General features: G+C 75.0%; 11 protein-coding genes and 1 pseudogene. 9 read left to right on the top strand and 3 right to left on the bottom strand.

Going from position 1 to position 12,577, the window contains the following annotated elements:
• Positions 1-6: 6 nt before the first annotated feature.
• Both ACIGG8_RS13525 and modA read right to left on the bottom strand, forming a co-directional pair.
• On the bottom strand, positions 7-816 hold the full coding sequence (locus ACIGG8_RS13525; protein ID WP_396548004.1) for an ABC transporter permease: 810 nt from the start codon (positions 814-816) through the stop codon (positions 7-9).
• Between the two features lie 89 nt (positions 817-905).
• On the bottom strand, positions 906-1,766 hold the full coding sequence (gene modA / locus ACIGG8_RS13530) for a molybdate ABC transporter substrate-binding protein (protein WP_396547791.1): 861 nt from the start codon (positions 1,764-1,766) through the stop codon (positions 906-908).
• A 452-nt stretch (positions 1,767-2,218) separates the two neighbouring features.
• Between modA and ACIGG8_RS13535 the strand changes: the two genes are divergently transcribed.
• The 7 genes and pseudogenes from ACIGG8_RS13535 (at position 2,219) to ACIGG8_RS13565 (ending at position 9,918) form a co-directional block, all read left to right on the top strand.
• Positions 2,219-3,286, top strand: coding sequence for an RNA ligase (ATP) (locus ACIGG8_RS13535; protein WP_396547793.1), 1,068 nt, complete (start codon positions 2,219-2,221; stop codon positions 3,284-3,286).
• A 93-nt stretch (positions 3,287-3,379) separates the two neighbouring features.
• Positions 3,380-4,744, top strand: a complete 1,365-nt coding sequence (locus ACIGG8_RS13540; RefSeq protein WP_396547794.1) for a cytochrome P450 — start codon at positions 3,380-3,382, stop codon at positions 4,742-4,744.
• 308 nt (positions 4,745-5,052) lie between these two features.
• Positions 5,053-5,286: pseudogene (locus ACIGG8_RS13545) on the top strand (MHYT domain-containing protein); the annotation flags it as partial.
• Positions 5,287-5,437: 151 nt separating this feature from the next.
• Complete coding sequence (locus ACIGG8_RS13550) at positions 5,438-8,338, top strand: nitrate- and nitrite sensing domain-containing protein (protein ID WP_396547796.1); 2,901 nt, start codon at positions 5,438-5,440, stop codon at positions 8,336-8,338.
• Positions 8,335-8,745 (top strand): roadblock/LC7 domain-containing protein, encoded by a 411-nt coding sequence (locus ACIGG8_RS13555; protein ID WP_350518999.1) that lies wholly within the window; start codon positions 8,335-8,337, stop codon positions 8,743-8,745. The genes ACIGG8_RS13550 and ACIGG8_RS13555 overlap by 4 nt, the downstream gene beginning before the upstream one ends.
• Positions 8,746-8,885: 140 nt before the next feature.
• Positions 8,886-9,233 (top strand): DUF742 domain-containing protein, encoded by a 348-nt coding sequence (locus ACIGG8_RS13560; RefSeq protein WP_396547798.1) that lies wholly within the window; start codon positions 8,886-8,888, stop codon positions 9,231-9,233.
• Complete coding sequence (locus tag ACIGG8_RS13565; protein ID WP_396547800.1) at positions 9,214-9,918, top strand: GTP-binding protein; 705 nt, start codon at positions 9,214-9,216, stop codon at positions 9,916-9,918. The genes ACIGG8_RS13560 and ACIGG8_RS13565 overlap by 20 nt, the downstream gene beginning before the upstream one ends.
• A 175-nt stretch (positions 9,919-10,093) precedes the next feature.
• Here the strand turns inward: ACIGG8_RS13565 and ACIGG8_RS13570 are convergent, their stop codons facing one another.
• A complete protein-coding gene (locus ACIGG8_RS13570; protein WP_396547801.1) occupies positions 10,094-10,465 on the bottom strand; it encodes a hypothetical protein in 372 nt (123 codons plus the stop codon).
• 322 nt (positions 10,466-10,787) lie between these two features.
• Here ACIGG8_RS13570 and ACIGG8_RS13575 point away from each other — a divergent pair, with 322 nt between their 5' ends.
• Together ACIGG8_RS13575 and ACIGG8_RS13580 are read left to right on the top strand one after the other, a co-directional pair.
• Entirely contained in the window at positions 10,788-11,294 is a 507-nt protein-coding gene (locus ACIGG8_RS13575; RefSeq protein WP_396547802.1) for an RNA polymerase sigma factor, read from the top strand.
• Between the two features lie 224 nt (positions 11,295-11,518).
• Entirely contained in the window at positions 11,519-12,496 is a 978-nt protein-coding gene (locus tag ACIGG8_RS13580) for a hypothetical protein (RefSeq protein ID WP_396547804.1), read from the top strand.
• Positions 12,497-12,577 lie beyond the last annotated feature (81 nt).

A 12,577-nucleotide genomic window follows, 5' to 3' on the forward strand; every position in this document is an offset into this window, starting at 1 on the left:
GCGGTGTCACGGGGTCGACAGCCAGCGGTCGCGCAGGCCGACCAGGACGGCGACGGAGACGGCCAGCAGCACCAGGGACAGCGCGATCGCGGCCTGCGGGTCGGACTCCATGGCCAGGTAGACGGCCAGCGGCATGGTCTGGGTGCGGCCCGGGAAGTTGCCCGCGAAGGTGATCGTCGCACCGAACTCGCCGAGCGCCCGGGCCCAGGCCAGGACGGCACCGGCGGCGATCCCCGGTGCGATCATCGGCAGGGTGACCCGCCGGAACGCGGTCAGCCGCGAGGCGCCCAAGGTCGCGGCGGCCTCCTCGTAGCGGGGGTCGGCGGCCCGTAGCGCGCCCTCCACGCTGATCACCAGGAACGGCATCGCCACGAAGGCCTCGGCGATCACCACCCCGGTGGTGGTGAAGGGCAGCGTGAGGCCGAAGGCGGAGTCCAGCCAGGTGCCGACAATGCCGCGCCGGCCGAGCACCAGCAGCAGCGCCACACCGCCGACCACGGGCGGCAGCACCAGCGGCAGGGTCACCAGTGCCCGGATCACCCGCCGGCCCGGCAGCTCGGTGCGGGCGAGCACCCAGGCCAGCGGCACGCCGAGGACCAGCGACACGGCGGTGGCCGCCGTCGCGCTGATCAGCGACAGGCGCAGCGCGTCCCAGACGGCTGGGCTGGTGAGCTCGTCGGACAGGGCGCTCCACGGCGCCCGGACGAGCAGGCCGACCAGCGGGAGGATCAGGAACGCCAGCCCGAGCAGCGCCGGGAGCAGCAGGGTGACCGGGACGCGCTGCGTCCGCGACCGGCGCCGGGGGCGGCGCGGCAGGGCCTTCGCGGGGCCTGCCGCGCCGTCGGCGGTCCGGTCGTGGCCGGGCCGACCCGACGGGTGCTCCCCGGAACCGGTGGTGCGGTCGCTCACGGTGCCTGGAAACCCGCCGCGGTCAGCACCTGCTTGGCCTCGGGCGACTGGATGTACGCGGCGAACGCGGCGGCGCCGTCCTTGTTGGGCGCCTTGGCGAGCGCGGCGATCGGGTAGTCGTTCACGGCCTTGTCGGCCTCGGGGAAGTCCACACCGTCGATCTTGGCAGCGTCGGCCTGCACATCGGTCTTGTACACCAGTGAGGCGTCGACCTCGCCGAGTTCGACCTTGGTGAGCGCGCCCTTGACGTCCTGCTCCAGGGTGACCGGGGTGAGGTCGACACCGGCGGTCTTGAGCGCGGTCTGCGCGGCGGCGCCGCAGGGCACCTCCTTCGCGCAGAGCGCGACCTTCACGCCGGAGGCGGTGAGGTCCTTGAGGCCCGCGACGTGCTTGGGGTTGCCCTTGGGGACGGCGATGGTGAGCGTGTTCTTCACGAAGACCGCCGGCTGGCCGCTCGCACCGCCCGCGTCGGTCACGGTCTTCATGGTGGCCGGGCTGGCGGCGGCGAACACGTCGGCCGGGGCACCGGAGTTGATGCTGGTGGCGAGGCTGGAGCTGCCGCCGAAGTTGAAGGTGACCTTGCTGCCCGGGTTGGCGGCCTCGAACTTCTTGCCCAGCTCGGTGAAGGTCTCCTTGAGCGAGGCGGCGGCGAAGACGGTGACGGTGCCGCTCGCCTTCGGCACGCTGCCACCGGCCGCGGGGGCCGAGGAGCCGGACGAGGAGGCGGAGTTCGAGGCCGCGGAGCCGGAGGACTTGCCGCCGTCGCTGCCGCAGGCGGTGACCCCGAGGCTGAGGACGAGGGCCGCTGCGGCAGCGACGGCGAGTCTGCGGGTGGTGCCGGTCGTACGGGTGCTCATCGGGGCTTCCCCTCCGGGGTGCGCGCCGGACGGGGCGCGAGGGACTGGCCGCAGCTGCGGCCATTACGGCGATCATAGTGCCGCAAATGCGAGCGATAAATCCTCTGTCGCTTTGCACAGGCGGGGGCTGGCGCGAGCCTCGGGCCCGCTGTGCGATGGCTCAAACGGGTGTACCCGGGGTGCGCGCAGGCATGTCCGGGGGTGCGTCCAGGGGTGGGATCGGGGCTGCCGGGTACGGCGGGGCGGGTGCCGCATCGGGTGCCGCATCGGGTGCCGCATCGGGTGCCACGCCGGGTGCCGCGTCGGGTGTGAGCCGGGTGCCCGGGCCTGCGGAAAATGCGTCGCGTCGGGGCGGTGCGAGCGGTCAGAGTGGTCGCCGTCCGTACGTTCGTACCTGCGACCGGGCCGCGGAAGTGTGCCGCCACGGTCGAGCCAAGGGGAGGAGTCCGTCCATGTCCATGCTGCGCGTCACCGCCGAGAAGCTGACCATCCTGGAGCACCCGAACGCCGATGTCCTGGAGCTCGCACAGGTCGGCCTCTACCGCGCGGTGGTCGCCAGGGGCGTGTACCGGACCGGAGACTACGCCGTCTACATCCCCGAACAGTCCGTCCTCCCCGAAGAGTTGATCGCCGAACTGGGGCTGACCGGCAAGCTGGCCGGCTCCGGGGCGAACCGGGTGAAGGCGGTACGGCTGCGCGGCGAACTGTCCCAGGGCATCGTCTGCCGGCCCGCCGCGCTCGCCGACACCGACCTGGCCGCCGCGGCCGAGCAGGGCGAGGACTTCGCCGGCCTGCTCGGGGTGGTCAAGTGGCAGCCGCCGGTGCCCACGTCGATGAGCGGCGAGGTGGTCGGCGCCCCGGACCTGCTGCCCTGGGTGGACATCGAGAACCTCAAGCGCTACCCCGGGATCTTCGAGCCCGGCGAGCCGGTGGTGCTGACCGAGAAGCTGCACGGCAGCTGCTGCCTGGTCACGTACACCGCCGGGACGGGCGAGGTGCAGGTGTCCTCCAAGGGGATCGGCGCGCAGGGGCTGGCGCTGGTCGAGGACGAGCGCAACCTGTACTGGCGGGCGGTGCGGGCGTACGACATCCCGGCGGTGGCGGCCCGGTTGGCGGAGCGGCTCGGGGCCGAGCGGGTCGGCATCTTCGGCGAGGTCTTCGGCGAGGGCGTGCAGGACCTCGGCTACGGCGCCTCCGCGCGCACCGACCGGCCCGGGTACGCGGCGTTCGACGTGTCGGCCGTGGTGGACGGGCAGCTGGTCTGGCTGTCCGCGCCCGAACTGCTGGACGGCGAGCTGCCGTTGGCGCCCGAGCTGTGGCGCGGGCCGTTCGACCCGGAGACCGTGCTGGGCCACGCCCAGGGCAGGGAGACCTTCTCCGGGCGTGAACTCCACCTGCGCGAGGGCGTCGTGGTGCGGCCGGTGACCGAGCGCTGGAGCCCGGTGCTCGGCGGCCGGGCGATCGCCAAGGTGGTCAGCGACGCCTACCTGACGCGCAAGGGCGGCACCGAGTACGAGTAGGCCCGCGGGCGGGGGACGGGACGCACGCCTTCCGGAAATGACTACCCGTCAGTAGAGTCGAAGGTGCGCATTCCCGTGCAGAAGGAGTCGTCCATGGCCACCAGAACTGCCGTACCCGGACCGGTCGGCAATCCGCTGGTCGGATCGCTGTTCGACCTCACCCGCCGGCCGCTGCGCACCTACCTGGCGGCCCGCCGCGACCACGGCGACGTGGTGCGGCTCCGGGTCGGCCCGCCCGGGCTGCGGGCCGACTTCTACGCGGTGTTCTCGCCGGACGGGGTCCAGCAGGTGCTGGGCGGCGAGGCGGCCAACTTCCGCAAGGAGAACGCCTTCTACGACGAGCTGCGGACCAGCGTCGGCAACGGGCTGCTGACCAGCCAGGACGGCGAGTACCAGCGCCAGCGCCGACTGGTCCAGCCGCTGTTCACCCGTCGTCGGGTGGACGGGTACGCGGGCGCGGTCGCGCAGGAGGCGCAGTCGCTCGCCGAGCGCTGGCGGGCGGCACCGGACGGCGTGGTGGACGCGGCGGAGGAGACGTCCCGGTTCGCGCTGCGGGCGGTCGCGCGGATCCTCTTCGGCGCGGACGTGGAGGAGGCGGTGGCCGTGGTCCACCGCAACTTCCCCCTGCTCGGCGAGTACGTCAAGGAGCGCGGCTTCGCCCCGGTCCGCCTCCCGCGCACCTGGCCGACGCCGGGGAACCGGCGCGGGCTGGCGGCCCAGGGGGCGCTGTACGAGGTCTGCGACCGGATCATCGCCGAGCGTGCCGCGCGCGGCGGCGGCGACGAGGACGCGGACGACCTGCTCACGCTGCTCGGACGGGCGCGCGGCGAGGACGGGGAGCGGCTGGATCCGGCCGAACTCCGGGACCAGGTACTGGTGTTCCTGCTCGCCGGACACGAGACCACGGCCACCTCGCTGGCCTTCGCGCTGCACCTGCTGGCCAAGCACCCGGAGCACCGGAAGCTCGCCCGGGAGGAGGCCAGGACCGTCCTGGCCGGGCGGGCGCCGGCGGCGGCGGACCTGGAGGCGCTGCCGTACATCACCCGCGTGCTGAAGGAGGCGATGCGGCTCTACCCGGCGGCTGCGCTGGTCGGCCGCAGGGCGGTCGAGGAGACCGTCATCGACGGGTACGTCATCCCGGCGGGGGCGCAGGTCATCGTGGCACCGCTGGTCACCCACCGGCACCCCGACCACTGGACGGACCCGGAGCGCTTCGACCCGGACCGCTTCCTGCCGGAGGAGGAGAAGGCCCGGCACCGCTACTCCTGGTTCCCGTTCGGGGGCGGGCCACGGGCGTGCATCGGGCAGCACTTCTCGATGCTGGAGTCGGTGCTGACCCTGGGGGTGCTGCTGCGGGACTTCGACGTGGAGGCCGTGGACCGGCGGGTCGCGATCGCCCAGGGGATCACGCTGCGGGCGGCGAGCCCGATGCGCATCCGGGTGACGGCCGGAGGCTGACCGGGGCCGGCGCAGCCCGCCGTCCGGGCCACCCGGGCACACGACCGGGACATTCGAACACACCGCCCGTCGCCTGCGGGCTGTTTTTCAGATCTTCGGGTGGCCGTTTCCGACCCCTCGATAGCGTCCCACGCACCCCAGGCCGAAAGCGCACATGCGGCCGGCATATGACGAGACCGGTCCCGCGGACCTGACGACACCCGCGGACCTGACGCCCCCTCGCCGCCGATCGCATGGAGTCCGCCCGGCCCGGGGAGCCCGGGCGCACCGCGTACCGCCCCGGGCCCGACCGGTCGACCGGAGGTCCCATGGGCACCCTCAACCCCCTCAGCCTCGGCTGGCTGACCCCCGCCCTGTCGTACCTGGCGGCCTGCACCGGCGCCGCCCTCGGGCTGCGCTGCGCGCTGCGCGGTCCGGCCGCGAACGGTGCCGCCCGGCGGAACCGGCCGGTCACGGCGGCCGCCGCGATCGGCTCCGGCATCTGGACCGTGCACGTCGTCGCCATGCTCGGGTTCACCGTCGACGGCACCGAACTGCGCTACCGGCACGAACGCGCCGGCTGAGCGCACCGGTCCGCCCCCTACCGTCGCCCTGGCCTCCTGGCCTCCTGGCCTCCTGGCCCTCTGGCCCTGGACCCTCGCAGCCTCAGTGACAGCCACAGCCACAGCCACAGCCCGAAAGGCTCCATCACACATGCGCGAAGACCGCGGCGCCGCCCCCGGTGTCCGCCGGGGTGCCCACGTCGGGCCGGCCGGTCGCCCGGCGCGCCTCGGCTCCCGGTCGGGCCGGCTGCGCCCCCGGACGGTCCGCGCCCGGATCATCGCCCTGCTGATGGTCCCGGTCGTCTCGATCATCGCCCTGTGGGGGTTCGCCACCGTCACCGCCGGCCAGGGAGTCCGGGACCTGCTGCACCAGCGCGACGCCCAGCGCACCGTGCTCACCCCCGTCGCCGGCACGGTCGCCGGACTGCAGGCCGAGCGCACCGCCGCCGGGCAGCTGCTGGCCGCCCCGGGGACCGTCCCCACCGCCGCCCGGGAGAGCGCCCTGCGCGAGGCCTCGGCCGCCACCGACCGGGCGGTCACCCCGCTGTTCCCCGATCCCCGGCACCCCGACCGGGGCTACGACCGCGCCGACGTCCAGGGCCTCGGCGCCGACGCCACCGCCCGGCTGGACGATCTCGCCGGCGCCCTCGCCGACCTGCCCGAGCTGCGCGGCCGCGTGCTGGCCCGGAGCGTCGGCTGGCCCGAGGCGTACGCCGCGTACGGCGAGGCGGTGGACCGGGCGCTCGCCGTGGCCGGGGCCGTCGCACCGCGGCAGGACCACCCGTCCGACGCCGACGCGCGGGTGCTGCCCGAACTCGCCCGCTCCCGCGAACTGCTGGCCCGCGAGGACGCGTTGCTGCGCGCGGCGCAGCTCTCCGGCACGCTCGACGACGACCGGCTGCGCGAGTTCTCCGGCGCGGCTTTCGCCCGGCGGGAGTTCGAGGCGGAAGCGGCGGCCGACCTGAGCCCCGCCGACCGGGCCGCGCTGCTCGCCGTCACCGGCGGCCGGGACCACCGCGAGCTGGTCGACTACGAGGAGGAGGTGCGGTCCGCCGCCGACGGCCGGTCCGCCGTCACCGCGGTGCCGGCGGACCGGTGGGCGATGGTCGCCGGGAGCGTCGCGATCGGCCTGCGCGCCGTCGAGGACCAGGCCGGGCGGGTCGCCGCCGAGCGCCGGAACCCGTACGCCCTGGGCCTGTTCACCCCGGCCGGGACGGCCGTGCTGCTCGGCCTGGTCGGCGTGGTCGCCTCGCTGGTGATCTCGGTGCGGATCGGGCGCGGCCTGGTGACCGAGCTGAACGACCTGCGCAACTCGGCACTTGAGCTGGCAGGAAGCAAACTCCCGTCCATCATAAGGAAGTTGCGGGCAGGTGAGGAGGTGGACATCGAGGCCGAGGCGCCGCGGCCGGCGGGCCGGGACGACGAGATCGGCCAGGTGCACCGGGCGCTCGGCACCGTCCAGCGGGCGGCCGTCACCGCGGCGGTCGAGCGGGCCGAGGTGCTGTCCGGGGTCTCCGGCGTGTTCGTCAACCTCGCGCGCCGCAGCCAGGTCCTGGTACACCGCCAACTCACCCTGCTGGACGCCATGGAGCGCCGAACCGAGGACCCGTCCGAGCTGGCCGACCTGTTCCGGCTGGACCACCTCACCACCCGCATGCGCCGGCACGCCGAGGGGCTGATCATCCTCTCCGGTGCCGCCCCCGGACGGGCCTGGCGCAGGCCCGTCGCGCTGGTGGACGTGGTGCGCGCGGCCGTCTCGGAGGTCGAGGAGTACGCCCGGGTCGAGGTGCACCCGCTGCCGCGCGCCGCTGTCGCCGGGCACGCCGTCGCGGACCTCACCCACCTGGTCGCCGAGCTGGTCGAGAACGCCACCGGCTTCTCACCGCCGCACACCCGGGTGCACATCCGGGGCGAACGGGTCGGCGCCGGCTACGCGTTGGAGATCGAGGACCGTGGCCTCGGGATGGGCCCGGAGGCCCTGTGCGCCGCCAATCGCCGGATCGCCGCGGCCGAGCAGACGGACCTCTTCGACAGTGACCGGCTCGGACTGTTCGTGGTCAGTCGGCTCGCCGGGCGGCAGGACGTCAAGGTCTCGCTGGTGACCTCCGCGTACGGCGGCACCACCGCGGTGGTCCTGCTGCCCACCGTGCTGCTGGCCGACGGGGCCGCGGACGGGCTGTCGCAACCGTGCGACCCGGTGCCCGAGTCGGACGTCGTGCTGCTCGATGCCGACGAGGCCGCTACGGGAGGACGGGCGCAACCCGGCGGGCCCGCAGGGGAGTTCTGGTCGGCTCGGGAGTTCGAGCCGGTGGGGCGGTCCGGTCCGACGCGGGAGCCCGGGTCGGCCGACGGGTGCCGCCCGCGCGACGCGGGCCACGAAGGACTTCCGGCGGTGGGTGGGCCGCCGCCGGAGGGTGGGGCGCAGCTGCCGTTCGGCGTCCGGGGGAACGACCCCGGGCCGGTGCGGCGCACCCCCTTCCGGGCATCGAGTGCCCGGATGGTCGGCCCGGCTGCGGACGAGGGCCCGGGTGCCGCCGTCCGTCCGCAGCCCGGGCCGCCACGGTCGTACCACCCGGATCCGGGTTCGGGTTCGCGTTCGGTGACGGTGCCGGGTTCGGATCCGGGTTCGGCTTCGGGATCAGCTCAGGGTTCCGGCGATCGCCGACTCGACCCGGGGCCCGAGGAGTTGCCGCGCCGGACCCGCCAGGCGAGCCTCGCACCGCAGCTGCGCGAGGCCCCGGCGGGACCGGGACCGGGACCGCGCACCCGTCGCAGGGCCTCCGCCGGCACCGCAGATCCTGCCCCGGCACCGGGGGCGGGCCCCGCAGCCGGCAGTTCCGAGGGCCGTGGCCGTGCGGGCCGTAGCCCCGAGGCGGCGCGGGCGACGATGGCGGTCTTCCGGAACGGGTGGGCACGCGGCCTGCACGCCGGCGGTGGACCGCACGACCCGTCCACCGACCGACCCGCCGCCCGGCAGCCCGCCGACCTCCCCCCGCCACCGGACCCGCGCGGCCCCCTGTCCCCACCCCGACCCGAAGGAGAGCGACCGTGATCGGCACCACCCACCGCGCAGGAGAACTGAACTGGCTCCTGGACGAGTTGGTCAAGCGAGCGCCCGAGGTCCGCTTCGCCGTGATGCTCTCCGCCGACGGACTGGCCATGGGCACCTCGGCCGGACTGCCGCGCGAGGACGGCGAGCACCTGGCCGCCGTCGCCTCCGGCTTCCACAGCCTGGCCAAGGGCGCCGGCCGGCACTTCGACGCGGGCGAAGTCCGCCAGACCATGGTCGAGTTGGAGGGCGGCTACCTGCTGGTCGCGGCGGCCGGGGAGGGCACCTGCCTGGCCGTCTTCGCCACCGCCCGGGCCAACCTCGGGCTGATCGCCTTCGAGATGTCCAGACTGGTCCGCCGGGTCGGCGAGCACCTGAGCACCCCGCCGCGAGCGGCGGACGGCTGGTGAGCCGGGTGCCCCGACCGTCCCCCGAGGGGCCGCCGGCCGGGCTACATCCCGAACACCCGCGGGCCGACCCCGGTCCGCACCCCCGCAACCCGCTCGCCGCCGCCCACCGGGCCCGCTGGTACGACGACGAGGCCGGCCCGTTGGTCCGTCCGTACACCATGACCCGGGGGCGCACCGGGGCCGGCCAGCAGCAGCTCGACCTGATCGCCGTGGTCGTCAGCGACCCGCCCGATCCGGCGCTCGCCCCGGACGCGCCCGAGCCGCCGGCCGGCCCCGAACAGGCACGCATCGTCGCGCTGTGCCGGGGCACCCCGCTGTCCGTGGCCGAACTCGCCGCCGAACTCGACCTGCCGGTGGGTGTCGTGCGGGTACTGCTCGGCGACCTGCTGGCGGCCGGGCTCATCCGGGTCAAGCGTCCCGTCCCGCCCGCCCTGCTCCCCGACGAGCGCATCCTCCAGGAGGTCATCCATGGACTCCGCGCACTCTGACCACCGGACCGAACGGTCCCGCCCGTCCGGCCCGTCCGGCTCGCACCGCCCGTCTCACCCGTCCCGCCGGATCGGGCCGTGCGCGGCGGGGGACCCGGACGACACCGTGCTCGCGCTCAAGATCCTGGTGGCGGGCGGCTTCGGGGTCGGCAAGACGACACTGGTCGGTTCCGTCAGCGAGATCCGGCCGCTGCGCACCGAGGAGCGGCTGACCGAGGCCGGGCGCGGGGTGGACGACCTCGACGGCGTGGAGCGCAAGAGCACCACGACGGTGGCGATGGACTTCGGGCGGATCACCATCCGGGAGGGTCTGGCGGTCTACCTCTTCGGCACCCCGGGGCAGGACCGGTTCTGGTTCCTCTGGGACGAACTGGCTCAGGGAGCCCTGGGTGCGGTGGTGCTCGCCGACACCCGCCGCCTGACCGACTGCTTCCCGGCCGTCGACTTCTTCGAGCACCGGGGCATCCCGTTCGTGGTCGCGGTGAATCGTTTCGCCGGAGCCCGGGAGTTCGGTCCGGCCGAGGTCGCCCGCGCGCTGGATCTGGACGGCGGTACGCCCGTGCTGCTCTGCGACGCGCGCCGCCGGTCGTCGGGGAAGGAAGTGCTGATCAACCTGGTCGAGCACGCGGGCCGCCTGCGCGCGGCCCGGCTCATCGCGGACGCGGCGCCGGTGGGGTTCGGGTGAGGCGGGCGTGCGGACGGCGGGTGGCAGCCGACAGCCGACAGCCGACAGCCGGCGGCGGACAGATGACAGATGACAGCGAACAGATGTTGAAAGTTGTCATCTGTCACCCGTCCGCTGTCACCCGCCGTCCGCCGCCCTCACTCCGCGGGCGGTCGCCCGTGCCGGGGTGCGCCGATCAGCCGCGCCACTGGAAGACGATCTTCGTCCAGCTGGACCCCGGGCAGTTGCCCCAGACGGCCCACGCCTCCGGCCGCGCACCGATCCACAGACCGGTGGTGTGCGTGCCGTTGGCGCAGTAGGTGACGGTGCGCAGCTGGCCGGAGTAGACGTGGCAGTAGCCCTCCCAGCGCCAGCCGTAGTTCGCGGTGATGACGCAGTGGTAGGGCGCGGCGGCGATGGTGTTCGACGCCGGGACGGAGCCCGGCGTGATGCTCTGGTCCGGGGCGGGCGCCGCCGCGGCCGGCGGGGCGGCGATTCCGAGCGTGCCGAGGGCGGCCGCGGTGGCCATCCCGAACGTGGCGATCTTCCTGGCGATGCAACCTCGCACGGTGGTTCTCCTTGCTGAACGGTTCTCGTCGGGCGGAGCGCCCCGGCCGTCCGGATGTCCGGGTGGAGGTGAAGTCCCGTTCCCCGTAAGGCTGGTGACGTGTTGCACACGAATGACTGCGAACAGTGAGACGACGAACTATGATGTGATCTGCGTCACAAGCGGGTCGGATCGGGCTGTGGCCAGGCCCGATCGGGCGTTCGGGGTGCCGGTGTCCGGGGAGGGCGGCATGGCGGATTGCAGCGGTCGACGAGTCGGCGGCGGGCCGGCGAAGGGCTTCGGTTCGTGCGGGAGCGGCGGACAATCGGCGGAGTTCAACCGGGTGTTCACCGATCTGCTGCCCCGGCTCCAGCAGGCGGCCGTGTCGCTCACCGGAAGTCCGCTCGCCGCCGGGGACGTCGTCCACGACGCCTACCTGCGGATCGCCCGCCGGCCTGAGCGCTTCCTCGGTCATCCGCAGCCGTACGCCTACGCGTTCACCACGATGGTGAACATCCTGCGCGACCAGTGGCGCCAGGAGCGGCGGAGGGTCCCGGTGCCCGAGGTGCCGGAGCCGGGTGACGCGGCCGGGCGGGACCGCGCGGCGTCCGGTCCCCGGGCCGGCGGGATGGCCGAGTTGCAGGCGCGCTGGGAGGTGGTCCGGCTGCTGGGCTTCCTGACCGCCAAGCAGGCCCGCGCGGTGGCGCTGGTCGACCTCGACGGCTACAGCGTCGACGAGGCCGCCGAGCTGCTGGGGCTGCACCGCAGCACCCTGGCCGTCACCCGCCGTCGCGCCCACGGACGGCTGCGTGCCGTGGTCGAACGGGAGCGCGAGCGGGGGTGCGGATGAGGCGGTCCCAGCCACCGCCGCCCGCCCCAGCCACCGCCGCCCGCCCCAGCCACCGCCGCCCGCCCCCGCCACCGCCGCCCGCCCCGCCACTCGCCGCTCCTCCTGCCCGCCACCGCCGTCCGCCGCCTTCCTGCCCGCCGCTCCCGTCCGCCGTGCGGTGGCCCGACGCACCGAACTGACGGCAAGTCAGCTGATGCGCCGCCCCGGCCCGTACGCTGAAAATCGTGATCACGTACGAGGACCACCGCCTGCGCGCCCTGGCCGAGGACGGCCGCTGGCACGAGCTGCTCGCCGCCTACCGGCAGGGCCGGGCGGCCGCCGTGGTCGAAGCCGGGGAGGAGACCGCGGCGGCCCTGACGGCGCCGCTCGGCCACCTGATCGCCTACGCGGCGCCGCCCGAGCTGGCCGTCCGGCTGTTCGACCGGGACGGCGGCGAGGGGACGGTCGCCGGGGTGGCCGACCACGACGCCGGTCCGCTCTGGGAGGTGCTGGCGACCCGGCACTCGTGGCTGCGGCTGGCCCCGCTCCTCGGCCCGCCCCTGGTGCGCCGGCTGGTCGCGCACACCCGGGTGCTGCTCGGGGAGGACCTCTCGTACGGGGCCGAGCCCGATCCGGAAGGCGTGCCGATGCGGCTGGAGCCGTGGGAGGCCTCGGGGTGGGAGGAGTCGGCGCGGGTGCGGGAGTACCTGCCCGGCGGAGGTGCGCGGAGCGCGCTGCTGACCCTGCCGCCCAGCCGGGAGGGCCTCGGTGCGGTGGAGCTCCCGGCGTCGGGGACGCGGGCGGACGCTCGGCCCGCCGGTCGGCGGGTCACCCGGGCGCTGGCCGAGCTGGGCGCACTGGCGCCGTGGGCGGAGGCGGTCTGTGTCCGCGGCCAGGCCCCGCTGGCGGCGGCCCAGCTGGCCCGGGGGCGACGGGTGGTCGGCGGGCACCTGCCGTTCGCGCTGGTCTACCCGGCGCTGGTGCGGGCCGCGGCCGTCGGCCGGACGCAGGGCTGTGCTCACGGTCGGCTGGGGCTGTGGCGGGCACTGGCCGCGATGGCCGGGGCGGACGGGCCGGAGTCGGGTGAGGTGAACGCGCTGGTGGCCCGGATGCGCTGCTTCACCTGGCAGGAGCCGTCGGCCGGGCTGCACCACCTGCACGTCGCGCTGGAGGATCCGGCGAGCGGGGTGGCCTGGGGGATCGGCGGCTCGCAGGAGCTGTGAGGGCGGTCGGGCCCGTGGGAGCCGCGTTCCGGCCGCATCGGGGCCGAGCCGCACGGAGCGGAAGGCCCCCGGCCCGGCGCC

The sequence above is a fragment of the Kitasatospora sp. NPDC085464 genome (assembly GCF_044541955.1).
Taxonomy (GTDB): Bacteria; Actinomycetota; Actinomycetes; order Streptomycetales; family Streptomycetaceae; genus Kitasatospora.

Bases quoted from the DNA above. Each gene is read 5' to 3' on its own strand.
- modA (WP_396547791.1), bottom strand. From the start codon at position 1,766: ATGAGCACCCGTACGACCGGCACCACCCGCAGACTCGCCGTCGCTGCC.
- ACIGG8_RS13535 (WP_396547793.1), top strand. From the start codon at position 2,219: ATGTCCATGCTGCGCGTCACCGCCGAGAAGCTGACCATCCTGGAGCAC.
- ACIGG8_RS13540 (WP_396547794.1), top strand. From the start codon at position 3,380: ATGGCCACCAGAACTGCCGTACCCGGACCGGTCGGCAATCCGCTGGTC.
- ACIGG8_RS13550 (WP_396547796.1), top strand. From the start codon at position 5,438: ATGCGCGAAGACCGCGGCGCCGCCCCCGGTGTCCGCCGGGGTGCCCAC.
- ACIGG8_RS13565 (WP_396547800.1), top strand. From the start codon at position 9,214: ATGGACTCCGCGCACTCTGACCACCGGACCGAACGGTCCCGCCCGTCC.